Source organism: Nonomuraea sp. NPDC003201 (assembly GCF_053590415.1).
The window spans coordinates 24,471-49,636 of sequence record NZ_JBSFTC010000037.1 but is presented as its reverse complement, the minus strand read 5'-3'; the positions used below and the strand labels follow the sequence as shown (position 1 = coordinate 49,636).

Here is a 25,166-nt window from a genome sequence, read left to right as displayed (position 1 = left end):
GGTCCGTCCAGGTCATTCTGCGATGAGATCCACCCCTTGCGGAAGCGTACCCTCGTGACCGGCCTCCACGACGAACGACAGCAGAGTCTCCCTGAACGCCTGGGCGGCCCTGGTCGGCTCGACGTCCTTGCGCTGGGCCAGCGCGATCGTACGGCTGAGCCCCGGCGGCGCGAGCGGCGTGCCGGACAGCCCGGGGCGCCCGTCGAGCACCATCGAGGGCACCACGGCCACGCCCAGCCCCGCCTCCACGAACCGCAGCACGGCGTCCATCTCGCCGCCCTGCACCGCGAACCTGGGCTCGAACCCGGCCTGCCGGCAGGCCGCCAGCGTGGCCTCCCGCAGGTCGTAGCCGCGCCTGAACATCACCATCTGGCGCCCGCGCAGGGCCTCGATCTCCATGTACGGGCCCTTCGGCCGCTCGTGGGAGGGCGCGGCCACCACCAGGTTCTCCCGCAGGATCTCCTCGGTCACCAGCGAGGGGTCGTCGCTCTGCAGCGGCATGATGATCAGCGACAGGTCGAGCTGCCCGCGCGCGAGCGCCCTGACGAGGTCACGCGAGCCGCCCTCCTCCACCAGCAGCTCGATCCCCGGGTACGCGCGGTGGAACCGGGCCAGCGCGTCGGCCATCAGCCCCGCGCAGAGCGACGGCGTGGCGCCGAGCCGCACCCGGCCCCGGCGGAGCCCGGCGAGCTGGGCCACCTCCTGCCTGGCGGTGTCGGCGTCGGCGAGGATCCTGCGGGCGAGCGGCAGCAGCGCCTCACCGGCCGGCGTCAGCGTGACGTTGCCCCGGGCCCGGGAGAACAGCGGAGCCCCCAGATCGGCCTCCAGGGCCTTGATCTGCTTGCTGAGCGACGGCTGCGCGACCCTCATGCGCTCGGCCGCCTGGGTGAAGTGCCTGGCCTCCGCGACCGCCACGAAGTACGCGAGCTGCTGCAACTGCATGTGATTTTCCTCGCACCGAGCGGCGTCGTTTCCGTGGGGCGACCGTACAAACCAGACATCATAGCCGGTGGCTATCGAAACCAGGCCCGTGATGACTTGGACGGATGATTGCTGGATACCTAGCGTCTGAAGGCGTGACTGCCACGATAGAGCGCGGCGCAGCCACCGCGCCTGTTACCGCTCCCAAGAACGCTCCAACGAGCAGGAGGCCCGGCGGGTTCCTGCGCTCGTCGAACGGCAAGAAAGCCGTCATGGCCGTCACCGGGGCCGTGATGGTGCTCTTCCTCGTCCTCCACATGCTCGGCAACCTCAAGATCTTCCTGGGCAGGGACTCGTTCAACGAGTACGCCCACGCGCTGCGTACGCTCCTGGAGCCGATCGCGCCCTATCGGACGGTGCTGACCATCCTCGAGGTCGGGCTCGTCGTGTCGGTCGTCCTGCACATGTGGGCCGCGATCTCGCTGGCCCGCCGCGCCCGCCAGGCCAGGCCGGTCAAGTACGTCGCCAAGAAGTCGCAGGCGAACGGCTACGCGACGCACATCATGCGGTTCGGCGGCCTCACGATCCTGCTCTTCCTCGTCTGGCACCTGCTGGACCTGACCTTCGGCGTCGTGAACCCCAAGGGCTTCGACTCCGCGCCCGCCGACCGGATGATCGCCGGCTTCGACGCCTCCCGGTGGTGGGTGACCCTGATCTACGTGGTCGCCGTCGTCATGGTCGGCCTGCACCTGCGGCACGGCATCTGGAGCGCCTTCCAGACCCTCGGCTGGGCCAACCGCACGCGGAACAAGGCCCTCCGGCCGGTCGCCGGGCTGGTGTCCGCCGTGCTGGTCATCGGGTTCCTGGCGCCGCCGCTCGCGATCACCTTCGGAGTTGTGAAGTAATGAAGTTCACGGAAGGCCCGGAGATCCGGGACACCAAGGCTCCGGCCGGGCCCATCGAGGAGCGGTGGGAGAAGCGGAAGTTCGGCGCGAAGCTGGTCAACCCCGCCAACAAGCGCAAGCTCAACGTGATCGTGGTCGGCACCGGCCTGGCGGGCGGCTCGGCCGCGGCGACGCTGGGTGAGCTGGGCTACAACGTCAAGTCGTTCTGCTACCAGGACACGCCGCGCCGCGCGCACTCCATCGCGGCGCAGGGCGGGATCAACGCCGCCAAGAACTACCGCGGCGACGGCGACAGCATCTACCGGCTCTTCTACGACACGGTCAAGGGCGGCGACTTCCGCGCCCGCGAGTCCAACGTCTACCGCCTGGCCCAGGTCTCGGTGAACATCATCGACCAGGCCGTGGCCCAGGGCGTCCCCTTCGCCCGCGAGTACGGCGGCCTCCTCGACACCCGCTCCTTCGGCGGCGCCCAGGTCTCCCGTACGTTCTACGCCCGCGGCCAGACGGGCCAGCAGCTTCTGCTGGGCGCGTACCAGGCGCTGGAGCGGCAGATCGCGGCCGGGACCGTGACCATGCACACCCGGCACGAGATGCTCGACGTGATCGTCTCCGACGGGCGGGCGCGCGGCGTCATCGTGCGCGACATGGTGACCGGCGAGATCGAGCGCCACCTCGCCGACGCCGTGGTGCTGGCCACGGGCGGCTACGGGAACGTGTTCTTCCTGTCCACGAACGCCAAGGGCTGCAACACGACGGCGATCTGGCGGGCGCACGAGCGCGGCGCGTACTTCGCCAACCCCTGCTACACGCAGATCCACCCGACCTGCATCCCCGTCTCCGGCGAGTACCAGTCGAAGCTGACGCTGATGTCGGAGTCGCTGCGCAACGACGGCCGCGTCTGGGTGCCGCTGCGCAAGAACGACACCCGCGCCCCCGGGGACATCCCGGACGAGGAGCGCGACTACTACCTGGAGCGGATCTACCCCGCCTTCGGCAACCTGGTCCCGCGTGACATCGCCTCCCGCGCCGCCAAGAACGTCTGCGACGAGGGCCGCGGCGTCGGCCCCGGCGGTCTGGGCGTCTACCTGGACTTCCGCGACGCCATCGGGCGTCTCGGGCGCGACGCCGTGGAGAAGAAGTACGGCAACCTCTTCGAGATGTACGAGCGCATCACCGGCGAGAACCCGTACGACGTGCCGATGCGCATCTACCCGGCCGTCCACTACACGATGGGCGGGCTGTGGGTGGACTACGACCTGCAGTCCACGATCCCGGGCCTGTTCGTCATCGGCGAGGCCAACTTCTCCGACCACGGCGCGAACCGCCTCGGCGCCTCGGCGCTGATGCAGGGCCTGGCCGACGGCTACTTCGTCCTGCCGACCACCCTCGGCGACTACCTGGCCGCCGGGCCGTTCGGCGACGTGGACGAGGAGGCCGTGGCGGAGGCCGAGATCAAGGTCCGGAGCAAGATCGACCGGCTCCTGGCCGTGAACGGCACCCGTACCCCCGACTCCTTCCACCGCGAGCTGGGCAAGCTCATGTGGGACTACTGCGGCATGGAGCGCACCGAGGAGTCGCTGCGCAAGGCGCTGGAGCGCATCCCCGAGCTGCGCGCGGAGTTCTGGCAGAACGTCAAGGTGAGCGGCACGGCGGAGGAGCTGAACCAGGTCCTGGAGAAGGCCGGCCGCGTCGCCGACTTCTTCGACCTGGCCGAGCTCATGTGCCTGGACGCCCTGGTCCGCACGGAGTCCTGCGGCGGCCACTTCCGCGCCGAGTCCCAGGACGCCGACGGCGAGGCGCTGCGCGACGACGAGCACTTCGCGCACGTGTCGGCCTGGGAGTCCACGCCCGACGGGCCGGTGCTGCACAAGGAAGCGCTCGAGTACGAGTACGTCAAGATGAGCCAGCGGAGCTACAAGTGAACCTGACCCTCAAGGTCTGGCGCCAGAGCGGCCCTACCGACGCCGGCCGGATGGTGACCTACCGAGTCGAGGACGTCTCCCCGGACATGTCCTTCCTGGAGATGCTGGACGTCCTCAACGAGCGTCTCATCCTGGAGGGCGACGACCCGATCGCCTTCGACCACGACTGCCGCGAGGGCATCTGCGGCATGTGCGGCATGGTCATCAACGGCGTCGCCCACGGCGAACAGCGCGCGACGACGACGTGCCAGCTGCACATGCGCCACTTCGAGGACGACGCCACGATCACCATCGAGCCGTGGCGCGCCGCCCCCTTCCCCGTCGTCAAGGACCTGGTCGTGGACCGCAGCGCCTTCGACCGGATCATCCAGGCGGGCGGCTTCGTCTCGGTCCCGGCCGGCTCGGCCCCGGACGCCCACAGCATCCCCGTACGCAAGGAGGACGCGGACGCGGCCTTCGACGCGGCGACCTGCATCGGGTGCGGCGCGTGCGTGGCGGCCTGCCCGAACGGCTCCGCCTCCCTGTTCACCGCCGCCAAGATCACCCATCTGAGCCTGCTGCCCCAGGGCCAGCCGGAGCGCCTGTCCCGCGCCAAGGCCATGGTGGACCAGATGGACGCGGAGGGGTTCGGCGGCTGCACGAACACGGGAGAGTGCACGGCGGTGTGCCCCAAGGGCATCCCGCTGGACACCATCGCCCGCATGAACACCGACTACCTGAAGGCCAACGCCAAGTAGTAGGTTGCGCGGCTCCACCCAGTGGGCCGCCTGATGCCCGCCCCGAGCAAAAAGGGCTTCCCAAAGGGAGCGCTTCGCGCTCGGGGCTCAGGCTGTTTCCATAAGGCGCCTATCGGCGCGCCCCACGCCTTCGGCGGCCGGCCGGGCCCACCCCCCGTTGCCTGGTTACCGGCTGGGCCTGCCGGAGCCCGCCCCGGACCAAGGTCTTCGCCCAGCAGGGGCATACCTTGCAGCGATTCGACAACGCATTGGCCTGGTCTTCGGCTGTACGAGCGGTAGCCGTACGGATATAGGCACTGAGACCGCTGATCTCGTGGGTTGCAATTCAAACCGGCCCATTCGCGGATGTCCCAGCCGTATGCCGAGCTATGATAGTCATGCCTATCATAGCTGTGACCATGATTACCTGGATGGTGGTGGCGGCATGCTTCGTAAGCCGGAGCGCCTGTTCGGGCGTGACACGGAATGGGAGGAACTGGCTGATTTCGCCAGTGCCCCCGCGAACGGTGCCACCTTGGGGCTGGTCTACGGGCGTCGGCGTCAGGGCAAGACTCTCATGCTCGAACTGCTCGCCCAGGAAACCGGCGGCCTGCTTTTCGCCGCCACCCAGCAGACCGAGGCACAGAACCTGGCCGATCTCGGCGCCGCCTACGCCGCCTATCGCGGGCTGCGGCAGCCGGTCTCGTTCGGCAACTGGCGGGAAGGGCTCGACGAACTGCTCCGGCTCGGCGAGGAGCGGGCGATGCCCGTGATCGTCGACGAATTCCCCTACCTGGTCTCCGCGACCCCGGCGCTGCCGTCGTACCTGCAGCAGGCGTTGAGCCCGACGGGATACGCGAAGGAGCACACTCGTACCCGTCTGATCCTCTGTGGCAGCGCGCTGACCACGATGGCTCAGTTGCTGGGTGGAGGTGCGCCACTACGAGGCCGAGCGGTGCTCGAGCTGATCGTGCGGCCTTTCGGGTTTCGCGATGCCGCTGCCTTCTGGGGCCTGACCGGCGACCCGGAGCTGGCTTTCCGGGTGCATGCCCTCGTCGGAGGTACCCCCGCGTATCTGGAGATGTGCGGTGGGTCAGGTCCGGCTGATCTGGACGGGTTCGATCGATGGGTGCAGCGGCGGTTGCTGAATCCCGCCTCGGCGATGTTTCGGGAAGGTGGGCTGCTGCTCCGGGAGGAGCCTTCGATTTCCGACCCCACCTCGTACGCGGCCACGCTGAGCGCCATCAGCGCGGGCAACCAGCGTCGCTCGGAGATCGCCGCCGCCCTCGGCCGCCCCGTGAGCGCGTTGGCACATTTGCTCAACGGGTTGCGGAGCATCGGCCTCGTCGAGCAGGTCGACGACGCGTTGCGTGACAAGCGAAGCGTTTTCCGGATCGCCGAGCCGATCGTCCGCCTGCACCAGTTGATCACGCAGCGCCGCGAGCCCGAGCTCGTCAGCGGCCAGGCCGCCCGCGTCTGGCGTGCCAACGCCGACACGGTTGCCTCGAAGATTTACGGTCCCCACTTCGAAGACCTCGCCCGGGAGTGGTGCTTCCTTCATGCCTCCGGCGACACGCTCGGTGGGATGGCCAGTGCCGTACGCCCGAGCGCAATCCCCTGCCCAGCGCACCGCAAAGGACATGAACTCGACATCGTGGTGACCGAGACCGATTCCTTCGCCACCGATCGGATCATCGCGATCGGTGAGGCCAAGGCCACGCTCGCACCTATGGATGTCCCTCAGCTTCAGCGGCTGGATCACCTGCGTGCGCTGCTTCCAGACACCCGGATCGGCAAGCAGCCCAAACTGCTGTTGTTCGCACGCTCCGGATTCACCGGCGATCTGGTGGAGGCGGCGCGCGGGCGGGCGGACGTTGAGCTCGTAGACCTGAACCGCATGTATGCAGGGGGCTGACGTGCGCGCCGCCATGTGCTTCGCGGGGCGGCCATCCGGCCAGCAGGGGGAACGATCAGAAGCGGAACATCTCGGCGAATCGACCGAGTAGCGCGGGATCGCCTTCTATGCGCACGCTGCCGTCGTGGAGTACTTCGTCAGGGGTCCTGCTGCCACTCATCAGTTCGCGGATGGGGTGGCCGGTGAGCCGTTCGATGACGAGGTCGGGGGCGGGGTGCGGGCCGATGCCGATCGTGAGCATTCCATCGATGATCTGCAGGCGGAGCGTGAAGTCGCCCATGCGGACCTCGTAGCCGACGGTGACTCCCAGGGCTGCTTCCGGCCGGTAAGTGGTGCGGAAGGACATGGCGACCGACTCGGCGGTGACGAGCTCGCCGGGGCGAGGCTCGGTGAGTGTCCGCGCGCCCCAGCGGCCCAGCGCGATCAGCGCCGGTTCGAGGTCGCGTCCGTAGTCGGTGAGCTCGTAGACGACCGCGCGTTCGGGATGCGGTAGCGCGAGACGGGTGGCCAGTCCTGCCTCTTCGAGCTGTTTGAGGCGGGCCGACAGGATGTTGGTCGGGATGGCGGGCAGGCCCCTGTGCAGGTCCGTGAAGCGCTTGGCCCCGGTGAGGAGGTTGCGGATGATCAGCATGCTCCACCGTTCGCCGACCATCTCCATCGCGCGGGCCAGGCCGCAGAACTGTCCGTACTCCCGGGACGCCATGATGCGGATCTTACATCATGCTTCAGTTGACAAACGATACTTGCAAAAGACAAGCTTGCTGCTCGCAGGGCCTCCCCCGGGAAATGGAGAAACGCATGTCGTTCCAGGCGTACCTCGACAACATCGAGAACAAGACCGGACTGACTCCACGTGAGTTCATCGCGCTGGCGAAGGAGCGCGGCTTCGACGAACCGTCCGTGAAAGCCGGAGTGATCATTGACTGGCTGAAGCAGGACTACGACCTTGGACGTGGGCACGCGATGGCGTTGGTGCACGTGATCAAAAAGGGGCCGAAGATCGACGCCAAACACGTCGGCAGCTCGGGTTCCCATCGCGATGAGTCCGACACGCTATGGCTGGACGGCAAGAACAACCGGCCCTGACGAGTTGACCCGGTAGCCCGGAGCAAGGGCATCGGCGTCTGGGAGCCGCACCTGCTCGCAACCGCGAAATCCCCCTGTCCTCGATAAAATGGGTGGGAAATCCTTCCTGGTCACGCCAGACTGATCAAGAACCAGTGAGGAGATTTCACCCGTGCCAAACCAGCCCGCACCGAACCTGCTGTCGTGGGCCAGCGAGATCGACGAAGGCGCGATCACGCAGGCCGCGCGCACCGCCCGCCTGCCGTTCGTCTCCGGCCACGTCGCTCTCATGCCCGACGCGCACGTCGGCATCGGTGCGACGGTCGGCTCGGTGATCCCCACGGAAAACGCGATCATCCCGGCAGCCGTCGGCGTGGACATCGGCTGCGGCATGGTGGCCACCGAGACGACACTCACGGCCGCCGACCTGCCCGAGACCCTCGCCGCCCTGATGCCGATGGTGGAGCACCGCATCCCCGCCGGCGTCGGCAAGGGGCACGAGGATCCGGCGGTCGACCGTGCGCTCAGCGACCTCGGGCTCCCGCACACCGACCTCACCCCCAAGCAGGCCAAGAAGGTGAGCGACCAGTTCGGCACGCTCGGCTCGGGCAACCACTTCGTCGAGGTCTGCCTGGACGAGCGGGACCACGTCTGGACCGTGCTGCACTCGGGGTCGCGCGGCATCGGCAACCAGCTCGCCCAGATGCACATCACGGGCGCGAAGAAGCTGATGAAGGAGCAGACCGCCGGCCTGGAGGACCCGGACCTGGCGTACCTCGTGCAGAGCACGCCGGAGTTCACCGCGTACATCGAGGACATGCTGTGGGCGCAGCACTACGCCATGGCCTCGCGGGCGCGGATGGACCGGGTCCTGATCAACGCCCTGTTCAGGGTCGTCGGCAAGGGCGAGCGGGTCCGTACTATTAATTGCCATCACAACTTTACGCAGCAGGAGAGCCACTACGGCAAGACGTTGTGGATCACCCGCAAGGGGGCCATCAAGGCCGACACCGGTGACGAGGGAGTGATCCCGGGTTCGATGGGCACGCGCTCGTACATCGTGCGCGGTCGCGGCAACCCCGAGTCGTACAACTCGTGCTCCCACGGCGCGGGCCGCCGCATGTCGCGGACGAAGGCGAAGCGGGAGCTGTCCGCGGCTTCGCTCAAGGCGGCGATGGGCGGCCGCACCTGGAACGCGGATCGGGCCGCCGCGCTGGTGGACGAGCACCCCGAGGCGTACAAGTCGATCGACCAGGTGATGGCGGACCAGCGGGATCTCGTGGAGGTCCAGCACACGCTCCGCCAGATCTTCAACTACAAGGGGTAGGGCACTCGGTTCCCCGCCGAGTCGATCATCTTCAGCGTGAGCTCGTGGAGTCGTTCCGCGGCGGCCGGGTCGAAGGACCCGGGGTCGAGGGCGATCCGGCGCTCTCGCATGAAGGCGCTGAGCGGCTCGGCGGGCGGGTCGTCGATGCGGGCGACGATCGGTTTGATGCCCTCCTCGACCGGCAGTCCGTGCTTCTTGAGCGCCTCCACGTGCGCGGCGGTCGTCGCGTCGTACTCGCCGGCGACGCTCGTCGAGACGCCTCCGGGATGCATGAGGACATAGCGGGTACGGCGGCCGTGCCGGGCGGCGAAGGCCACGCCGAGCAGATCGTTCGCCTTGCCGGCCTGGAACTGGGCGGTCATGCCGTCGTACCCGCGTTCGAGCATGAGGTCGTGCCAGCGGATGGGGTCGGTCGGCTGTCCGGGGCCTGAGACGTTCACGACGAGGCGGGGCGCGGTGAGGCCGTGACTGAGGAGGAAGCGGCTCAGGTAGTCCAGCGCGAACGTTCCCTCCAGGCCCTCCGCCGTCACGAACCGGTGCGTGCGGAAGTAGCGCGCGCACAGCACGAGCGCGTCCACGGCCGGGAATTCGGCGTTGATCTCGGCGATCACCCGCCGGTTCTCGCTGATCAGGCTCAGGTCCGCCGGGATGAACACCGCTCCGGGCAGCGCCTTGGACCTGTCGCGCCCGATGACGGCCACGGTGTCGCCCCGTTCGAGGTAGGTGCGGGCGAGGGCCCGTCCCATGCCGTCCGTTCCGCCGCTGATCACCAGTGTCCTCATGACGCGCTCCTCGCGGGCTCCGCTTCCGTCACGGGTTCCGTACGGGGGCGGGCCGGCAGCAGCGGGACGGCGGCCAGGATGATCACGATCACTGCCACGACGAGCCAGAAGATGCCGTGGAAGCCGGTGATCACGTCTCCGGACGTCTGGAGGATGAGCGTGACCACGGCGACGCCGAGCGCCGCGCCGAGCTGGTTGAGCATGTAGAGCACCGAGCTGCCCTGCGCCACCATGGGCGGCGGCAGCGCCCGGTAGAGGGAGCCCATCGTGGGCGCGCTGAAGCACCCGCTGCCCAGCCCGATCGTGAACGCCGCCAGCGCCGGCCAGATCTCGGGCGTGTCCGCGCCGATCCGGGTGAAGGCCAGCGCGCTGAGCCCGGCCAGGAGCGCGCCGCCGGTGGCCAGGCCGCGGGCGCCGAGGCGGTCCGAGAGCCGTCCGGCCAGCGGCATGGCGAGCGCGCCGCCGAGCCCCAGTGGCGCCATCAGCAGCCCGGCGGCGAGCACGCCGTGCCCGTGGGCCTGCTGGTAGTACAGGGGCAGGGCGAACAGGGCGGCGAAGAGGGCCAGCCCGCCGAGGCCCATGATCGCGACGCTGGCGGTGAAGCCCCGGCTGGTGAACAGCCGCAGGTCGATCAAGGGCGAGGTGCGGCGCCGCAGCGCATGTACGGCGTAGGCGAGCAGCAGCGCGAGCCCCGCGCCCAGCGGGAGCAGCGCCTGCCAGGCGGTGAACGCCCCCTGTTCGGCCGTCTGCGACAGGGCCAGGACGACGGCCGCGAACCCGGGCCCGAGCAGCGCCAGCCCCACGACGTCGAGCCGCGCCGACGACCCCTCGGACGGCTCGTCGGCGGGGATCACGCGCAGCGCGAGCAGCAGCGCCACCAGGCCGACGGGCACGCTGAGCAGGAACATCCAGCGCCACGACAGGCCGGCCAGCACGGCGCCGCCCGCGATCGGCCCGAGCACGGGCCCCAGGGACAGGACCACGCCCATCAGGCCCATCACCCGCCCGGCCCGGCGCGGCCCGGCGGCGCGGGCCAGCAGGATCAGCACGAGGGGGTCGAGCAGCCCGGCCCCGAACCCCTGCACCACGCGGAACACGATCAGGGCGCCCACGTCCCAGGCCACCCCGGCCCCGAGCGATCCGGCGAGGAACAGCGCCAGCCCGGCCAGCCACAGGCGCTTGCCGCCGAAGCGGTCGACGGCCCAGGTGGTGAACGGGATGGTGGCCGTCACGGCCAGCAGGAACCCGGTGGACGTCCAGCCGATCGTGCTCAGCGAGGTGTTGAAGGTCGCGGCCAGGGTGTCGATGGCGACGGCGGCCATCGTGCTGTTGAGGATGCCCAGCAGGCCGCCGAGCAGGATCACGCCGATCATGCCCAGCAGCCGGGCGTCCAGCCGGTCGTCCGGCATATTTGAACTCATGGGTTCAAACTAGTTATCTCATACGTTCGCTCGCAACCCGTACGTCCATGAAGTTGAACTAGCGGGTACAATTCGGAGGCATGGCCACCACCACGCGCGGGCGCATCGACAAGCGGCAGGCGATCCTGGATGGCGCGTTCGCCGTGTTCGCCCGGCTTGGCTACGCGCAGGCGTGCGTGCAGGACATCGCGGACGAGGCGGGCGTGGCCAAGCCGACGGTCTACAACCACATGACGGACAAGGCCACCCTGTTCAGGAGCGCCGTCGAGGCCGCCGCGCAGCTGACGCTGAACGCCCGCCTGGCCGCCCTGGAGCCGCTGGCCGACCCGGGCGAGGATCTGCGCGCCACGCTGGAGGTCGTCGCCGACGAGCTGCTGCGCCTGCACACCGACGGGCGCTCGTGCGCGCTGCGCCGGCTGCTCTTCTCGGAGATCATTCGCTTTCCCGACATCCTCGACATCGTCAAGGAGAGCGGCCCCGACCGCCTCAACCAGGCCCTCGCCGACCGGATGGCCCGGCTCGCGCTCGCGGGGCGCCTGCGCGCCGCCGATCCCGACATCGCGGCCGAGCAGTTCATGGCCCTGCTCATCGGCCCGCTGGAGGCCCGTTCCCAGATGGGCACCCGTACGATCCCGGAGGCCGAGCTGCGAGAGCTGGCCCGCGCCGCGGTCCGGGCGTTCCTCGACGCCTGGGGTGCTGACTAATCTCGCCGACAAGGTCCCTTGTCGGTAGCGGGCAAGCTATATAGTCTGCCGCGTGTGGTGGAACGAGACGACTATGCGGCCATCCGCGATCGGATCATCGGGCTCTCGCACACCCATGGCTTGCGCTGCGACTGGGCGGAAACGACGAAACGCCAGCGATTCCTCCTGCTGTGGGACGCCGAGGGCCGGGTCGCGGCCCGCGCGATCGTCCCGCTCTACCCTGGGGAGACCCCGCACCTGGTGGACTCCCTCGAACGGGGGCTCGCGCACCTGTTCGGTGACGACTGGCTGGAGGATCCATGACCGCGGACCGCGTTGACGTTCACATCACCCTGGCGGGCAGCCTGTGGCTGGCCCAGGTGGACGGCGTGGCCGGCGGCATGTCCGCCCGCACGTTGAAGGAGCTGCACGGGGACGTCGCCGAGGGGCTGCCGTTCCTCTTCGCCGACCGCCCGCAGGCGCCCAAGCCCGCCTACCACTACGCGCTGCCCGGCCTGTCGGAGCAGGACCTCGACGACTTCGCCGCCCTCCAGCGCCAGGCCGCCGCGATCGCCGAGGACTACACGCGCACGCTCAAGAAGCGCGTCAAGCACATGCACGAGCTCGGCCTGTCGGACGGGGACATCGGCGAGTTGCTCGGCCTGACCAAGCAGCGCATCCAGCAGATCCGCAGCAGCGCGAACGACGAGTCCCGCCAGGTCTCCTAGCGGCGTCCCGGCACGCGAACGGCGCCCCCTCTCGCGAGGAGGCGCCGCCTGGAAACGGGGACTACCTGACCCAGAGGTAGTACCAGCCGGTGCCGTTGAGCGAGCACTTGTACTCGTTCCAGCCCTCACGCTTGTACGACTGGCCCATGTCCACACACTTGCTGTAGCTGGTGTATTCGCCGATGTATGTCCAGCTGGCCGCCTGGGCGGGGGCGGCGATGCCGATGGCGGCCAGCGCCGCGATGCCCGCGGCGACGATACCTGCACGAACGCGCATGCGTGATCTTCCCTTTCCTCCGGGGGGTTCCGCATACAACGATCATGGACGGCCCTACAAGACCGCTATAGAGCGGCCACAAATGCGTCAGGAGGACAACGCCTGGTAGGCGGCCAGCAGGAAACCCATGCCGCGGTCGTCGCCCTGGCTGAGCATCCGGTTCATCACGTACGCCACCGTCATGCGGGCGTCGAGGTCGATCACGACCAGCGAGCCGCCCATCCCGCCCCAGAAGCACGTACGCGGCTCCAGCAGCCCGTAGCCCATGCCGTACCACATCCGCGTGCCCAGGACCCGGTCGAAGCCCCGGAACTGCTCCTCGACGGCCCGCGCGCAGCCCTCCTCCGACAGCAGCCGCACGCCGCGCAGCGTCCCGCCACAGGCCAGGACCGACTGTACGAGGCCGACCGAGCGGGCGTTGCCGTGCCCGTTGCCGGCCGGGATCTCGGCGCGCCGCCAGGGGGTGGTGTTGGCCTCCTCGGGCCGCAGCGCGGGATTGGCGGGCAGGTCGGGCGGGGCTTCCATGGGCGTCGGCGGTGGGATGACGGGGGCGACCCGGGGGTCGTGCTCGGCGGCGAGGCCGATGTGGAAGTCCGCCCCCAGCGGCCCGGCCACCTCCTCGGCGAAGAAGGCGCCCAGGCTGCGCCCGGTGACGCGGCGGACGACCTCCCCGACCAGGAAACCCTGGGTGATCGCGTGGTATCCGGCCTCGGCGCCGGGCTCCCAGCGCGGCGCCTGCCCGGCCAGCCGCGTCGTGGCCAGCCGCCAGTCGTAGAGGTCCTCGACCGTCATCGGCTCGTCCCAGCTGGGCAGGCCGGCGGTGTGGGAGAGCAGGTGGCGTACGAGCACCCGCTCCTTGCCCGCGGCGGCGAACTCCGGCCAGTAGGCGGCGACCGGCGCGGCCAGGTCGAGCTCGCCCCGGTCGGCGAGGATCAGCGCGCACAGCGCCGTCATGGGCTTGGTGGTGGACCAGACGTTGGTGATGGTGTCGCGCTCCCAGGGGACGGTACGGGCCGCGTCGGCGTACCCGCCCCAGATGTCCACCACCGGCTCGCCGTCCACGTGGACGGCCACCGAGGCGCCGACGTCGTCCTTGTCCAGGGAGGCGGCCAGCAGCTCGCGCACCTCGCCGAAGCGGTCCTCGCACACACCATGGATCTCGGCCATGGACGGAACGTAGCCCGGCTCCCCGCGGGCGGGCCACGGATTTTTTGGCATACTCCTGGTCATGGTCGTGCTCGAGACGGAACGACTTGTCATGAGGCCGCTGACGGGCGATGACTTCGACGACTACGCCAGGATGCTCGCCGATCCCGAGGTCGCGGACGGGCTGGCGGAGAGCGTGGGGACCTCCCGGGCCGACGCCTGGCGGAGCCTCGCCACGTTCATCGGGCACAGGGAGATCCGCGGCTACTCGCATTGGGCGCTGGTCGAGAAGGCCACGGGCCGGTTCGCCGGGCGGGCGGGGCCCTGGCGGCCCTACGGCTTCCCGGGGCTGGGGGTCGGCTGGTGCCTGGCCCGCGACCACTGGGGCAAGGGCTATGCCACCGAGGCGGCACGGGCGGCCCTCGACTACTGCTTCGGCACGCTCGGCGCGACGGAAGTGATCTCTCTCATCCTGCCCGGCAACGCGCGGTCCGTCTCCGTCGCCGAACGCATCGGCCACTCCCACCTGCGCGATACCGAGTACCGAGGACGGCAGGTCCACGTCTACGGCCAGCGTCGGTAGGCTGCGCCGCATGGAGGTCGGCGAGCTGCTGGGGTCCGGGCGCACCGCGGACGTCTACGCGATCGACGACGAGCGGGTCCTGCGCCGCTACCGGATCCCGATCGACGCGCGGCGGGAGGCGGCGGTCATCGCGCACGTGGCCGGCCACGGATATCCGGTGCCCGAGCTCTACCCCGACGCCGGGGCGGCCACCGAGCTGGTGATGGGGCGGCTGTCGGGGCCGACGATGCTGCGGGCGCTGTTCGACGGGGAGATCACGGCCGAGGAGGCGGGCGGGATCATCGCGGGGCTGCTGCGGCGGCTGCACGAGATCCCGGCGCTGGCGTCCGCCGATCCCGGTGACCGGGTGCTGCATCTGGACCTGCACCCCGACAACGTCATGCTGACGCCCCGGGGCCCGGTCGTGATCGACTGGTGCAACAGCCAGGACGGGCCGCCCGGGTTCGACTGCGCGATGTCCGCGGTGATCTTCGCGCAGGCGGCCGTGGACGAGGTCGCGTTCGCCGAGGTGGCGCGGCGGGGCCTCGTCGCGCTGGTCGCCGGGCTGGGCTCCGCCATGGACTTCGGCGAAGGGCTCGACCGGGCCGGGGCGCGCCGGGCCGCCGACAGGGCGCTCACCGAGCGGGAGGCCGGGCTGGTGGACGCGGCGGTGGAGCTGATCCGCGGCCTGCGGCTCCCTGGGGCGGGCTGAGCCGCCGCTACTCCGTCCAGGCGGCCGTGGTTTCGAGGCGTTCGTGCCAGAGCTTCTCGCCCGCCCCGCCGGGCTCCCAGCGGGCGCAGAAGTCGATCAGGTCGCGACAGCGCGCCACCATGGCCTCCCGGCGCTCCTCCCACGAGGGGACGGGCCCGTCGTAGGCGGCGAAGAAGCGCGAGAGGAGCGGAACGTGCTCCGGGTGGTGGCTGCGGATGATCCACTCGCACCACGCGAGGTCCTCGACCGGACGCCCGGGGTGGGCCCACTCCCAGTCGAGAATTGCGGTCGTCCGGAACGTGGCCGGGTCGAACAGCATGTTCTGCGGGCCGAAGTCGCCGTGCACGATGCCCAGCCGGTGGATGCCGCTCAGGACCCGGCCGCACTCGGCGAGCACCTCGGCGCCGTGCCCCTCGTCGATGAGGTCCTGGCCGTGGGCGCCGGAGACGAAGCGGGTGGTCAGGCTGGTCGAGGTGACCTGGTGAACGCGGGGGACCGGGAGCCGGCCGCGCAGCCGGCGCAGGTATCTGCTCTCCGTGCCCAGCCGGAACGCCGCCTCCGGGCCCTGGTAACACTTCACGACCAGGGCGCCGTCGCCGACTGTGCTGTTGGTGTACCCGTGCTTCACAAGGGTCGATTCTGGCCTACTCCCGCCCCTGCCAGACGCCCCGGCACGCTATCGCGTGCGACTCCGATACACGATGTAAGGACGGAACAAATAGCCCAACGGGGCGGAAAGAGCATGCACCAGGCGGCTGAACGGGAAAAGTACGAACAGTGCCATCCCGATGAGCGTGTGCACCTTGTAAAGGACGTCGGCCTGACGCATCGCGGCGGCGTCCGGCTGGAGGATGAAGATGCCGCGGAACCAGGGCGCGACCGTGGTCCGGTAGCTGACGTCGCTCGGCACGTACCCCGCGACCGTCGTCACCAGGCCCGCCACGATCGAGGCGGCCAGCACCGCGTACATCGCCTTGTCGTTGGCCGTGGTCGCCATGAACACCGGGCCGGTGGCGCGGCGGCGGTAGATCAGCAGGGCCAGCCCCACCAGCGTGACCAGGCCCGCGAGCCCGCCCCAGACCAGGGCGTTCAGGTGGTAGGCGGCGTTGGAGACGCCGATGGCGTCGGTCCAGCTCGCCGGGATGAGCAGGCCGGTAACGTGGCCGACGATCACGAAGATCAGGCCGTAGTGGAACAGCGGGCTGGCCACGCGCAGCAGCGGGCTCTCGTAGAGCTGGGACGAGCGGGTCGTCCAGCCGAACTTGTCGTACCGGTGGCGCCAGATCAGCCCGCCCACGAAGACCACCAGGGTCAGGTACGGCAGGACCACCCAGAGCGTGCTCTCCGCCCAGCTCACAGGTAACCTCCCACGGTCTCGGCCGGCGGCCCGGCCTGGGCCAGGCGCGTGGCCTGGAGCCGCTCGGCGGCGGTGATCGGCGGCAGGGCCGCGCACACCGCGCCGATCACGTACGCGTACGGCGAGTCGCGATCGGTCAGGGCTGTGAGCAGCAGCTCCAGCCCCGGCCTGTGCTCCCTGAGCAGCTCGGCGCCCGAAGGATCGAGCGCGGCGAACTCCAGCAGCACCGGCAGGAAGTCGGGCAGTTCGTCGTCCATCAGCTCCCACCCGGCGGCCCGGTAGCGCTGTTTCAGCGCGGCCAGCGACCGGCCGCGGCGGCGGGTGTCGCCGTCGGCGTAGTAGGTGAGGTAGAGGCAGCAGCGCCGTTGCAGGTCGAACGTCTCCACATAGTGCGCGGCCAGCTCGCCGGGCCCGAGGTCGGAGACGCGCGACAGGAACGTCCCGAAGTGCGGCTCGGCGGCCTCCTTGATGAGCGGGAGCCGGTGCCAGAAGCGCTCGTCGGGATAGGCGAGGAGGTGGGCGGCGGCCTGCCAGACGACGGCCCCCACGACGGCGCTGCTCATGGTCTTCTCCTCTTGGTCGGGAACAGGCCGGCGGGGGCGCCGCGGCCGTCCCAGTTGAGCAGGTTCACCCGGTCGTGGGTGACCTCGTCGCTGGTCTGGCGCTGCTTCAGGGCGTGGAAGGTCTCCACCGACACCGGGACGGGCCGGCCCGACGCCTCGCCGAACGGGCCCTGCATCCCGGGCCCGCCGTCGTAGTCGAGGCTGCAGCCGCCCTCCTCCACGATCCCGGGCGGGATGTTCCCGTAGGCGGTCGGGATCACGTACCGCTCGTCGTACTTGGCCAGCGCCAGCAGCCGGTACATGTCGCGTATCTGCTCCTCCGACAGGCCCGTCTCCGCCAGGACGGGCGGCTCGCCCAGGTTGACCGAGCGCATGTACGAACGCATCGCCGCCAGCCGGCGCAGCGCGGCGGTCACGGGCGCCGGGTCGCCGGCGGAGAACAGTTCGGCCAGGTAGCCGACGGGGATGCGGAGCGACTCGATGGCGGCGAACAGGTTGACCGCGTCCTCGCCGTCGTGGCCGCCTTCGGCGAGCGCGTCCACGACGGGGGAGAGCGGCGGGACGTACCAGACCATCGGGAGGGTGCGGTACTCCGGGTGCAACGGCAGCGCTATCCGATATTTCTTGATCAGGTCGTACACCGGGGATCTCCGCGCGGCCTCCACCCAGTCGGCGGGCAGGTCCGCGGCGTCCACCGCCGGGTCGTACGGGTCGACGAACAGGTCCAGCTGGGCCTCGTACAGATCGTGCTCGTCGGCCACCGAGGCGGCCGCCGCCACGCGTTCGGCGTCGTACAGCAGGACCCCGAGGTAGCGCAGGCGCCCGACGCAGGTCTCCGAGCAGACCGTCGGCAGCCCGACCTCCACGCGCGGGTAGCAGAACGTGCACTTCTCTGCTTTGCCGGTCTTGTGGTTGAAGTAGATCTTCTTGTACGGGCAGCCCGTCACGCACATGCGCCAGCCCCGGCACTTGTCCTGGTCCACCAGGACGATGCCGTCCTCGGCCCGCTTGTACAGGGCGCCCGACGGGCACGAGGCCACGCACGACGGGTTGAGGCAGTGCTCGCAGATGCGCGGCAGGTAGAACATGAACGCCTGCTCGAAGGAGAGCTTGACCTGGTCCGACACCTTGGCGAGCACGGGGTCGGGCGAGGGGTCGCCGCCGAGGTCGTCGTCCCAGTTGGCGCTCCACTCGATCTTGGTGGGCCGGTTGCTGATGAGCGACCTGGGCGGCGCGACGGGGACGTCCTCGGAGAGGGGCGCCCTGATGAGGTTCTCGTAGTCGTACGTCCAGGGCTCGTAGTAGTCCCTGAGCGCGGGCATGAGGGGGTTGGCGAAGATGGTGAGCAGCTTGCGGAGGCGGCCGCCCGCCGTGAGCTTGAGCCTGCCCCTCCTGTCGAGCGTCCAGCCGCCGCGCCAGCGTTCCTGGTCCTCGTAGCGCCTCGGGTAGCCCTGGCCGGGGCGGGTCTCGACGTTGTTGAACCAGACGTACTCGACGCCCGCCCGGTTGGTCCAGGTCTGCTTGCAGGTGACCGAGCAGGTGTGGCAGCCGATGCACTTGTCCAGGTTCATCACCATGGCGATCTGGGCCATGATCGTGGCCATCAGAAGCGCACCTCCTGTGATCTGCGGCGGATGGTGGTGATCTCGTCGCGCTGGTTGCCGGTGGGGCCGAAGTAGTTGAAGCCGTACGAGAGCTGGGCGTAGCCGCCGATCATGTGGGTGGGCTTGATGAGCACCCTCGTCAGCGCGTTGTGGATGCCGCCCCTGCGGCCGGTCGCCTCCGACTTGGGCACGTCGATCAGGCGCTCCTGCGCGTGGTACATGTACACCGTGCCCTTCGGCATGCGGTGCGAGACGATCGCCCTGGCCACGACCACGCCGTTGCGGTTGACCGCCTCGATCCAGTCGTTGTCCGCGATCCCGAGCCCGGCGGCGTCCTCGACCGACATCCAGATCGTCGGGCCGCCCCTCGACAGCGACAGCATGAGCAGGTTGTCCTGGAACTCGGAGTGGATCGACCACTTGCTGTGCGGGGTCAGGTAGCGCAGCGTGCCCGCCTCGCCGAACAGCGCGGCCAGGTCCAGCGGCGGGCGGTAGATCGGCAGCGACTCGCCGTACTCGTGCATCCAGTCGTGGTCGAGGAAGAAGTGCATGCGGCCGGTGAGCGTGTGCCAGGGCTTGCCGTTCTCGACGTTGATCGTGAAGGGGGAGTAGCGGCGCTCGTGCGACTCCTTGCCCGACCACTCGGGGCTGGCGGTGACCTGCACCGGTCTGGCCTGGGTGTCGGAGAAGACGATCCGGTGCCACACGTTGACCAGGTCCTCGAAGTCGGTGCCCGTACGTTCGGCGAGCTGCCTGAAGCCCTGCGCGGCCAGCCTGCCGTTGCTGACACCCGACAGCGCCAGGATCGCCTCGCACGCCTTGGCGTCGGTGTCGAGCTCCGGCCGGCCCTTGGCCACGCCGCGCGGCACCAGGCCGCACGCCTGGCCCAGCCAGGCCACCTCCTCGTCGGGCATGAACGTCACGCCCTTGACCGGGATCCCCAGCTTCTCCGTGAGGGGGCCGAGCGCCGCCAGCTTCTCGGCGATGGCGCCGTAGTCGCGCTCCACCACCTTGAGCTCGGGCCCGCCGCCCATCGCCAGCTCGCCCGGGGTGTCGTGCTGGTACGCCGTCGCGACCACGTCCCTGCGGATGCCGAGGTGCTTCTCGCCGAGCTTGCTGAAGGTGCGAGCGATGGCATGAAAAGCCGAAAAATCGGTCTTTGTCTCCCAGGGTGGGCTGATCGCCGGGTTGAACGCGTGCACGAACGGGTGCATGTCCGTGGACGACAGGTCGTGCTTCTCGTACCAGGTGGCGGCCGGGAGCACGATGTCGGAGAAGATCGTCGAGGACGTCATCCTGAAGTCGAGCGTGACCAGGAGGTCCAGCTTGCCGCTCGGGGCCCGGTTGTCGGGGTCCTCCAGGTTCGAGATGGCGCCGAGGAGGTGGTGCTGGAAGTACTCGCTGCCCTTGGCGGAGGAGCCGAGGAGGTTCGAGCGCCAGAGCATGAGGATGCGGGGCCAGTTGCGCGGGTCGTCCGGGCGTTCGGCGGCGTAGCCGAGCCGGCCCGAGCGGAGCTCCTCGCGCGTGTACGCGATGGGGTCGTCGGCGTCGCCCAGCTCCAGGGGGTTGCGGTCGAACGTCGGGGCCATCGGCATCCAGCCGTTCCTGACGGCCTCCGCCACCAGGTCCGCGGTGCGCTTGCCGCGGAACTTGCCCGGGCCGAGGGGCGAGGCCAGGTCGCCCGCGTCGAAGTGGTCGTAGCGCCACTGGTCGGTGTGCAGGTACCAGTACGGCGTGCCCGGGACCTGCCGCGGCGGCCGCGCCCAGTCGAGGGCGCCGGCCAGCAGCGCCCAGCCGCCCAGGGGCCGGCACTTCTCCTGGCCCACGTAGTGCGCCCAGCCGCCGCCGTTGCGACCCTGGCAGCCGGTCAGCAGGAGGAGCGACAGGAACGCCCGGTAGATCGTGTCGCCGTGGAACCACTGCGTGGTGCCCGCCCCGAGGATGATCATGCATCTGCCCCGGGTCGACTCGGCCGTCCTCGCGAACTCTCTGGCGATCTTCACCGCCCTCCCGGCGGGCACGCCCGTGATCTCCTCCTGCCAGGCCGGCGTGTACGGCTCCCCGGCGTCCTCGTAGCCCGCCGGCCAGACGCCGGGGAGTCCGTCGCGCGCCACCCCGTACTGGGCCAGCAGCAGGTCGAACACCGTGGTCACCAGGTGCTCCCCGACCCTGGTCACCGGTACGCCCCTGCGTACCGAACCGCCGCCGTCGAAGCGGGGCAGCAGGACCTCGGCCGGCTCGCCCCCGTACAGGGTGAGCTTGGGGTCGGTGCCGAGGTCGAGGTTCCAGCGGCCCTTGCCGGACTCGGTCCAGCGGAAGCCGGCCGAGCCGTTCGGCACGACGGGCTCGCCGGCCTCCGACATGAGCACGGTCTTCCACTCGGCCGCCTCCTCCTGGGAGCCCAGGTCCCTGGCGGTGAGGAACCGGCCGGGCACGTACGCGCCCGCGCGCTCCTCGAGCCGGACGAGGAACGGCAGGTCGGTGAAGCGCTTGACGTAGTCGGTGAAGTACGGCCTCCCGCGCTCGACGAAGAACTCCTTCAGCAGCACGTGCCCCATGGCCATGGCCAGCGCGCCGTCCGTGCCGGGCCGCACGCTGACGAACTCGTCGGCGAACTTGGCGGCGTCGCTGTAGTCGGGGGAGACCACGACGACCTTCTGGCCCCGGTAGCGGGCCTCGGCCATCCAGTGCGCGTCGGGGGTGCGGGTGACGGGGACGTTCGCGCCCCACATGATCAGGTACGCGGCGTCCCACCAGTCGGCCGACTCCGGAACGTCGGTCTGGTCGCCGAACACCTGGGGGGAGGCCACGGGCAGGTCGGCGTACCAGTCGTAGAAGGAGAGCATGGCGCCGCCGATCAGCGACAGGAACCGCGAGCCGACCGCCTGGGAGACCATCGACATGGCGGGGATGGGGGAGAAGCCGGCGATCCGGTCGGGGCCGTACCGCTGGATGGTGTAGACGTGGGCGGCGGCGATCATCTCGGTGGCGAGGTCCCAGGTGACGCGGACGAGGCCGCCGGTGCCTCGGGCGGACTGGTAGCGACGCCTTTTCAACGGGTTTTTCACGACATATGCCCATGCATCCACGGGGTCGCCGTTCAGGCGTTTCTTCGCTTCCAGGTACATCTCGACGAGGACACGCCGGGCGTACGGGTAGCGGACCCGGGTCGGCGAGTAGGTGTACCAGGAGAAGGCGGCGCCGCGCGGGCAGCCGCGCGGCTCGTACTCGGGGCGGTCGGGGCCCACGCTGGGATAGTCGGTCTCCTGCGCCTCCCAGGTGATGATGCCGTCCTTGACGAACACCTTCCACGAGCACGAGCCCGTGCAGTTCACGCCGTGCGTGGAGCGGACCACCTTGTCGTGACTCCACCGGTCACGGTAGAAGATGTCTCCCTCGACGCCGCCTTTCAGGTAGAGGGTGTGCAGATCGGCGCTGGTAACCGACCTGCGCAGATAGCGACCGGTCTTCAGCAGCAGCTCCTCCGCACTCATACCCCCACTTCATCACAGATAGTGACTGTCTGTTACACAGGGTGCATGTCTGAGCTTCGTAAAGGTCAGGTGTCGAACCTGGCCCTGGCCACTGCGGCGTTCGCGGTGACGTTCTGGGCGTGGAACCTCATCGGGCCCCTGTCCGGGAGCTACAGCAGGCAGCTGGGGCTGTCGCCGACCCAGACCTCGCTGCTGGTGGCGATCCCGGTGGTGGTCGGGGCGCTGGGGCGGATCCCGGTGGGGGTGCTCACCGACCGGCTCGGCGGGCGGCGGATGTTCGCGGCCATCTGCTTCGTGTCGATCGTGCCGGTGTTGTTCGTCGGGTGGTCCGCCTCGTATGGGTGGCTGCTGTTCTGGGGGTTTCTCCTGGGGATCCCGGGGACGTCGTTCGCGGTCGGCATCCCGTTCGTGAACGCCTGGTACGAGCCCGCGCGCAGGGGGTTCGCGACCGGGGTCTTCGGGGCGGGCATGGGTGGCACGGCGCTGTCCTCGTTCTGCACGCCGCGGCTGGTGGAGGAGTTCGGGCGGGCGGGGGCTCATGTGCTGATGGCGGCGGTGCTGGCGCTGATGGGGGTGATCATGCTGGGCGGCAGCCGGGACTCGCCCGTGTGGTCGTCGGCAGGGTCCTCCGCAGGGTCCTCCGCTGGGTCCTCCGCAGGGTCGGCCGCAGGGTCGGCCGCGGGGGCGCCGGTCGGATCGGTCGCGGGGGCGTCGGCGTTGGCTGGGATGCGGGAGGCGGTGCGGATCAAGGCGACCTGGCAGTGCGCATTCCTCTATGCGGTGACTTTTGGCGGCTTCGTAGCCTTTTCCACTTATCTCCCGACATTGCTGCAGAACGTGTACCGCTTCGCTCAGACCGACGCCGGGCTGCGTACGGCCGGGTTCTCGATCGCGGCCGTGCTGTCGAGACCGCTGGGCGGGGCGCTCTCCGACCGGATCGGGCCGGTCAGGGTGCTGTTCGTGTCGCTCGGCGGGACCGTGGTGATGGCGCTGGTGCTGGCCCTGCGGCCGCCGCCCGAGGTGCCTGCCGGGGTGAGCTTCGTGCTCATGGCGTTCTTCCTGGGCCTCGGGACCGGCGGCGTGTTCGCGCTGGTGGCCAGGCTGGTCGAGGCGTCCAGGGTGGGGACGGTGACCGGGCTCGTCGGGGCCGCCGGAGGGCTGGGCGGGTACTTCCCGCCGCTGGTGATGGGGGTCGTCTTCACCGCGACGGGGGCGTACACGGTGGGGTATTTGCTGCTGGCGGTGACTGCGCTGGCGGCGCTCACGTACACGTACCGGGCATTCCGGACGCTCTAGTGGCGGGTTTTCGTACGTTCCAGCTGCTCGAAAACCGTTTGCCGAGCCGGGGTGCGGCTTGTCAACCTTGTCAGGCCATGCGATCCCTTCCTGAAGCCGATCCCGGCGTGCCCGACATTCGCAGCCCGTTCCGCTATCTGTGGTGGAACGCGCGGCGGCAGTCGGCACACCTTCTCGCGGGCATCGGCTTCGCCACCCTGTGGTGGCTGGTGCAGGCGCTGATGCCGGCGGCGCTCGGGAAGGGCATCGACGCCGTCACCGCCAAGGACACCGGAGGGCTGCTGCTCTGGGCGTCGATCCTGTTCGGCCTGGGGCTGATGCAGGCGTTCACCGGGATCATGCGGCACCGGATGGCCGTCTACAACTGGCTGGCCGCCGCGTACCGCACCGTGCAGCTGACCGCCAGGCAGTCCGCCCGGCTGGGCGCCACGCTGCCGAAGCGGCTCTCGACCGGTGAGGTCGTCAGCGTCGGCAACTCCGACATCGCCCACATCGGCAACTCCATCGACATCCTGCTGCGCGGCACCGGCTCCATCGTGGCCATCGTCACCGTCACGGTGATCCTCATCTCGACCTCGCTGCCGCTCGGGCTGCTGGTCCTGTTCGGGGTGCCGCTCATGACCGCGGCCGTGGGGCCGCTGCTCAGGCCCCTGCACAGGCGCCAGGCCAGGCAGCGCGAGCTGTCCGGCGACCTGTCCACCAGGGCCGCCGACATCGTGGCGGGCCTGCGGGTGCTGCGCGGGATCGGCGGGGAGCAGGTGTTCACCGACCGCTACCGGGCCGAGTCGCAGCGGGTCCGGCGGGCCGGGGTGAGCGTGGCCGGGATCGAGTCCGTGCTCGAAGGCGCCCAGATCGTGCTGCCCGGCCTGCTCATCGCGGCCGTCACCGGCGTCGGCGCCTCGTTCGCCGTCGCCGGGGAGATCCCCACCGGGCAGCTCGTCGCGTTCTACCTCTACGCGGTCTTCCTGATCGGCCCCATGCGGACGCTCACCGAGGCCGCCGACAAGCTCACCAAGGGCCACGTGGCGGCCGGGCGGGTGATCCGGATCCTGTCCATCCAGCCCGAGGTCACCGGCGGCACCGGCACCAGCGCGGGCGGCGTGCTGCGCGACTCGTACAGCGGCGTGACCCTCCAGCCCGGCTGCCTCACGGCGGTCGCGGCGGACACCCCCGATGACGCCATCGCCATCGCCGACCGGCTCGGCCGCTATGCCGACGGCGACGTCACGTTCGGCCCGGTCGACCTGTCCACGCTGCCCATCGACGAGGTCCGCGCCCGCATCCTGGTCGCCGACAACGGCGCCCGGCTGTTCACCGGCCGGCTGCGCGACGAGCTCGACGTGCGCGGCGAGGCCTCCGACGCGCAACTGCGCGAGGCCCTGCACGCGGCCTGCGCCGAGGACATCGTGGAGGCGCTGCCCGACGGGCTGTCCGCCACGGTGGCCGAGGCGGGGCGGGAGTTCTCGGGCGGGCAGCAGCAGCGGCTGCGCCTGGCCCGGGCGCTGCTGGCCGACCCGGAGGTGCTCATCCTGGTCGAACCCACCAGCGCCGTCGACGCCCACAGCGAGGCCCGCATCGCCGAACGCCTGGCCAAGGCCCGGGTCGGCAAGACCACGCTGATCTGCACGACCAGCCCGCTGGTGCTCGACCGTACCGACCACGTCGTCTATGTGCAGGACGGGCGGGTGCTCGCCGAGGGCACGCACCGGCAACTGCTGGACAGCTCGCCACATTACGCCGCCACCGTGACCCGTGGAGAGGACTGACCTC

At 69.9% G+C, this 25,166-nt stretch carries 24 protein-coding genes; 13 read left to right on the top strand and 11 right to left on the bottom strand.

The window, feature by feature from the left end:
* Positions 1 to 12: 12 nt before the first annotated feature.
* Positions 13 to 942 (bottom strand): LysR family transcriptional regulator, encoded by a 930-nt coding sequence (locus tag ACWDX9_RS16905; protein ID WP_185068521.1) that lies wholly within the window; start codon positions 940 to 942, stop codon positions 13 to 15.
* A gap of 134 nt (positions 943 to 1,076) precedes the next feature.
* On the opposite strand from ACWDX9_RS16905, the gene ACWDX9_RS16900 reads away from it, so the two are divergent.
* The 4 genes from ACWDX9_RS16900 to ACWDX9_RS16885 all read left to right on the top strand — a co-directional run bounded on the left by ACWDX9_RS16900 (position 1,077) and on the right by ACWDX9_RS16885 (position 6,379).
* Positions 1,077 to 1,826 (top strand): succinate dehydrogenase cytochrome b subunit, encoded by a 750-nt coding sequence (locus ACWDX9_RS16900; protein WP_449954444.1) that lies wholly within the window; start codon positions 1,077 to 1,079, stop codon positions 1,824 to 1,826.
* A complete protein-coding gene (locus ACWDX9_RS16895; RefSeq protein ID WP_449954442.1) occupies positions 1,826 to 3,748 on the top strand; it encodes a fumarate reductase/succinate dehydrogenase flavoprotein subunit in 1,923 nt (640 codons plus the stop codon). Before ACWDX9_RS16900 ends, ACWDX9_RS16895 begins: the two co-directional genes overlap by 1 nt.
* Positions 3,745 to 4,485: a succinate dehydrogenase/fumarate reductase iron-sulfur subunit gene (locus ACWDX9_RS16890; protein WP_449954439.1), complete on the top strand. Its 741-nt coding sequence runs from the start codon at positions 3,745 to 3,747 to the stop codon at positions 4,483 to 4,485. The genes ACWDX9_RS16895 and ACWDX9_RS16890 overlap by 4 nt, the downstream gene beginning before the upstream one ends.
* A gap of 424 nt (positions 4,486 to 4,909) precedes the next feature.
* On the top strand, positions 4,910 to 6,379 hold the full coding sequence (locus ACWDX9_RS16885; RefSeq protein WP_449954436.1) for an AAA family ATPase: 1,470 nt from the start codon (positions 4,910 to 4,912) through the stop codon (positions 6,377 to 6,379).
* Between the two features lie 55 nt (positions 6,380 to 6,434).
* On the opposite strand, the gene ACWDX9_RS16880 is transcribed toward ACWDX9_RS16885, so the two are convergent.
* Entirely contained in the window at positions 6,435 to 7,082 is a 648-nt protein-coding gene (locus tag ACWDX9_RS16880) for a winged helix-turn-helix transcriptional regulator (RefSeq protein WP_449954433.1), read from the bottom strand.
* Positions 7,083 to 7,177: 95 nt separating this feature from the next.
* Here ACWDX9_RS16880 and ACWDX9_RS16875 point away from each other — a divergent pair, with 95 nt between their 5' ends.
* Both ACWDX9_RS16875 and ACWDX9_RS16870 read left to right on the top strand, forming a co-directional pair.
* Complete coding sequence (locus ACWDX9_RS16875; protein ID WP_449954430.1) at positions 7,178 to 7,465, top strand: DUF4287 domain-containing protein; 288 nt, start codon at positions 7,178 to 7,180, stop codon at positions 7,463 to 7,465.
* A gap of 151 nt (positions 7,466 to 7,616) precedes the next feature.
* Positions 7,617 to 8,771, top strand: coding sequence for an RtcB family protein (locus ACWDX9_RS16870; protein ID WP_449954428.1), 1,155 nt, complete (start codon positions 7,617 to 7,619; stop codon positions 8,769 to 8,771).
* On the opposite strand, the gene ACWDX9_RS16865 is transcribed toward ACWDX9_RS16870, so the two are convergent.
* Together ACWDX9_RS16865 and ACWDX9_RS16860 are read right to left on the bottom strand one after the other, a co-directional pair.
* Positions 8,759 to 9,553, bottom strand: a complete 795-nt coding sequence (locus tag ACWDX9_RS16865; protein ID WP_449954425.1) for an SDR family NAD(P)-dependent oxidoreductase — start codon at positions 9,551 to 9,553, stop codon at positions 8,759 to 8,761. The two genes, ACWDX9_RS16870 and ACWDX9_RS16865, sit on opposite strands and share 13 nt — an antisense overlap.
* Entirely contained in the window at positions 9,550 to 10,974 is a 1,425-nt protein-coding gene (locus ACWDX9_RS16860; protein ID WP_449954422.1) for a DHA2 family efflux MFS transporter permease subunit, read from the bottom strand. The genes ACWDX9_RS16865 and ACWDX9_RS16860 overlap by 4 nt, the downstream gene beginning before the upstream one ends.
* A gap of 80 nt (positions 10,975 to 11,054) precedes the next feature.
* On the opposite strand from ACWDX9_RS16860, the gene ACWDX9_RS16855 reads away from it, so the two are divergent.
* From ACWDX9_RS16855 to ACWDX9_RS16845, 3 genes are read left to right on the top strand one after another with little or no spacing between them, the layout of a single operon-like run.
* The gene (locus tag ACWDX9_RS16855; protein ID WP_449954420.1) at positions 11,055 to 11,678 is read left to right on the top strand and encodes a TetR/AcrR family transcriptional regulator; all 624 of its coding nucleotides are present in this window, start codon (positions 11,055 to 11,057) and stop codon (positions 11,676 to 11,678) included.
* 54 nt (positions 11,679 to 11,732) lie between these two features.
* Positions 11,733 to 11,981 carry a hypothetical protein gene (locus ACWDX9_RS16850; protein WP_185068507.1) on the top strand — a complete coding sequence of 83 codons (249 nt, stop codon included), beginning with the start codon at positions 11,733 to 11,735 and terminating at the stop codon, positions 11,979 to 11,981.
* On the top strand, positions 11,978 to 12,385 hold the full coding sequence (locus ACWDX9_RS16845) for a hypothetical protein (RefSeq protein WP_364242112.1): 408 nt from the start codon (positions 11,978 to 11,980) through the stop codon (positions 12,383 to 12,385). The genes ACWDX9_RS16850 and ACWDX9_RS16845 overlap by 4 nt, the downstream gene beginning before the upstream one ends.
* A gap of 61 nt (positions 12,386 to 12,446) precedes the next feature.
* Here ACWDX9_RS16845 and ACWDX9_RS16840 read toward each other — a convergent pair whose 3' ends face one another.
* Positions 12,447 to 12,662 carry a hypothetical protein gene (locus tag ACWDX9_RS16840; RefSeq protein WP_357733298.1) on the bottom strand — a complete coding sequence of 72 codons (216 nt, stop codon included), beginning with the start codon at positions 12,660 to 12,662 and terminating at the stop codon, positions 12,447 to 12,449.
* 87 nt (positions 12,663 to 12,749) lie between these two features.
* Complete coding sequence (locus ACWDX9_RS16835; protein WP_449954415.1) at positions 12,750 to 13,829, bottom strand: serine hydrolase domain-containing protein; 1,080 nt, start codon at positions 13,827 to 13,829, stop codon at positions 12,750 to 12,752.
* A gap of 61 nt (positions 13,830 to 13,890) precedes the next feature.
* On the opposite strand from ACWDX9_RS16835, the gene ACWDX9_RS16830 reads away from it, so the two are divergent.
* Both ACWDX9_RS16830 and ACWDX9_RS16825 read left to right on the top strand, forming a co-directional pair.
* On the top strand, positions 13,891 to 14,391 hold the full coding sequence (locus ACWDX9_RS16830; RefSeq protein WP_449954412.1) for a GNAT family N-acetyltransferase: 501 nt from the start codon (positions 13,891 to 13,893) through the stop codon (positions 14,389 to 14,391).
* Between the two features lie 10 nt (positions 14,392 to 14,401).
* Positions 14,402 to 15,082: a phosphotransferase gene (locus tag ACWDX9_RS16825; RefSeq protein WP_449954409.1), complete on the top strand. Its 681-nt coding sequence runs from the start codon at positions 14,402 to 14,404 to the stop codon at positions 15,080 to 15,082.
* 7 nt (positions 15,083 to 15,089) lie between these two features.
* Here the strand turns inward: ACWDX9_RS16825 and ACWDX9_RS16820 are convergent, their stop codons facing one another.
* Genes ACWDX9_RS16820 through ACWDX9_RS16800 form a run of 5 tightly spaced genes read right to left on the bottom strand, consistent with a single transcriptional unit; the run spans position 15,090 to position 22,100 of the window.
* Positions 15,090 to 15,710, bottom strand: a complete 621-nt coding sequence (locus tag ACWDX9_RS16820) for a phosphotransferase (protein WP_449954406.1) — start codon at positions 15,708 to 15,710, stop codon at positions 15,090 to 15,092.
* A 48-nt stretch (positions 15,711 to 15,758) separates the two neighbouring features.
* Positions 15,759 to 16,439 carry a respiratory nitrate reductase subunit gamma gene (gene narI, locus ACWDX9_RS16815; protein WP_449954403.1) on the bottom strand — a complete coding sequence of 227 codons (681 nt, stop codon included), beginning with the start codon at positions 16,437 to 16,439 and terminating at the stop codon, positions 15,759 to 15,761.
* Entirely contained in the window at positions 16,436 to 17,002 is a 567-nt protein-coding gene (gene narJ, locus ACWDX9_RS16810) for a nitrate reductase molybdenum cofactor assembly chaperone (protein WP_449954401.1), read from the bottom strand. The genes narI and narJ overlap by 4 nt, the downstream gene beginning before the upstream one ends.
* The gene (gene narH, locus ACWDX9_RS16805) at positions 16,999 to 18,606 is read right to left on the bottom strand and encodes a nitrate reductase subunit beta (RefSeq protein ID WP_449954398.1); all 1,608 of its coding nucleotides are present in this window, start codon (positions 18,604 to 18,606) and stop codon (positions 16,999 to 17,001) included. The genes narJ and narH overlap by 4 nt, the downstream gene beginning before the upstream one ends.
* Entirely contained in the window at positions 18,606 to 22,100 is a 3,495-nt protein-coding gene (locus ACWDX9_RS16800) for a nitrate reductase subunit alpha (RefSeq protein ID WP_449954396.1), read from the bottom strand. The genes narH and ACWDX9_RS16800 overlap by 1 nt, the downstream gene beginning before the upstream one ends.
* Before the next feature lie 45 nt (positions 22,101 to 22,145).
* Between ACWDX9_RS16800 and ACWDX9_RS16795 the strand changes: the two genes are divergently transcribed.
* Both ACWDX9_RS16795 and ACWDX9_RS16790 read left to right on the top strand, forming a co-directional pair.
* Complete coding sequence (locus tag ACWDX9_RS16795) at positions 22,146 to 23,396, top strand: MFS transporter (protein ID WP_449954393.1); 1,251 nt, start codon at positions 22,146 to 22,148, stop codon at positions 23,394 to 23,396.
* A 77-nt stretch (positions 23,397 to 23,473) separates the two neighbouring features.
* Positions 23,474 to 25,162 (top strand): ABC transporter transmembrane domain-containing protein, encoded by a 1,689-nt coding sequence (locus ACWDX9_RS16790; protein ID WP_449954391.1) that lies wholly within the window; start codon positions 23,474 to 23,476, stop codon positions 25,160 to 25,162.
* The last annotated feature ends 4 nt before the right edge of the window (positions 25,163 to 25,166 follow it).

Excerpts from the sequence above, each read along its gene's own strand:
- ACWDX9_RS16885 (WP_449954436.1), top strand. The coding sequence starts at position 4,910 with ATGCTTCGTAAGCCGGAGCGCCTGTTCGGGCGTGACACGGAATGGGAG.
- ACWDX9_RS16840 (WP_357733298.1), bottom strand. The coding sequence starts at position 12,662 with ATGCGCGTTCGTGCAGGTATCGTCGCCGCGGGCATCGCGGCGCTGGCC.
- ACWDX9_RS16855 (WP_449954420.1), top strand. The coding sequence starts at position 11,055 with ATGGCCACCACCACGCGCGGGCGCATCGACAAGCGGCAGGCGATCCTG.
- ACWDX9_RS16830 (WP_449954412.1), top strand. The coding sequence starts at position 13,891 with ATGGTCGTGCTCGAGACGGAACGACTTGTCATGAGGCCGCTGACGGGC.
- ACWDX9_RS16905 (WP_185068521.1), bottom strand. The coding sequence starts at position 942 with ATGCAGTTGCAGCAGCTCGCGTACTTCGTGGCGGTCGCGGAGGCCAGG.
- ACWDX9_RS16875 (WP_449954430.1), top strand. The coding sequence starts at position 7,178 with ATGTCGTTCCAGGCGTACCTCGACAACATCGAGAACAAGACCGGACTG.
- ACWDX9_RS16790 (WP_449954391.1), top strand. The coding sequence starts at position 23,474 with ATGCGATCCCTTCCTGAAGCCGATCCCGGCGTGCCCGACATTCGCAGC.
- ACWDX9_RS16795 (WP_449954393.1), top strand. The coding sequence starts at position 22,146 with ATGTCTGAGCTTCGTAAAGGTCAGGTGTCGAACCTGGCCCTGGCCACT.
- narJ (WP_449954401.1), bottom strand. The coding sequence starts at position 17,002 with ATGAGCAGCGCCGTCGTGGGGGCCGTCGTCTGGCAGGCCGCCGCCCAC.
- ACWDX9_RS16895 (WP_449954442.1), top strand. The coding sequence starts at position 1,826 with ATGAAGTTCACGGAAGGCCCGGAGATCCGGGACACCAAGGCTCCGGCC.
- ACWDX9_RS16865 (WP_449954425.1), bottom strand. The coding sequence starts at position 9,553 with ATGAGGACACTGGTGATCAGCGGCGGAACGGACGGCATGGGACGGGCC.
- ACWDX9_RS16845 (WP_364242112.1), top strand. The coding sequence starts at position 11,978 with ATGACCGCGGACCGCGTTGACGTTCACATCACCCTGGCGGGCAGCCTG.
- ACWDX9_RS16880 (WP_449954433.1), bottom strand. The coding sequence starts at position 7,082 with ATGGCGTCCCGGGAGTACGGACAGTTCTGCGGCCTGGCCCGCGCGATG.
- ACWDX9_RS16800 (WP_449954396.1), bottom strand. The coding sequence starts at position 22,100 with ATGAGTGCGGAGGAGCTGCTGCTGAAGACCGGTCGCTATCTGCGCAGG.
- narH (WP_449954398.1), bottom strand. The coding sequence starts at position 18,606 with ATGGCCACGATCATGGCCCAGATCGCCATGGTGATGAACCTGGACAAG.
- ACWDX9_RS16835 (WP_449954415.1), bottom strand. The coding sequence starts at position 13,829 with ATGGCCGAGATCCATGGTGTGTGCGAGGACCGCTTCGGCGAGGTGCGC.
- ACWDX9_RS16860 (WP_449954422.1), bottom strand. The coding sequence starts at position 10,974 with ATGAGTTCAAATATGCCGGACGACCGGCTGGACGCCCGGCTGCTGGGC.
- ACWDX9_RS16825 (WP_449954409.1), top strand. The coding sequence starts at position 14,402 with ATGGAGGTCGGCGAGCTGCTGGGGTCCGGGCGCACCGCGGACGTCTAC.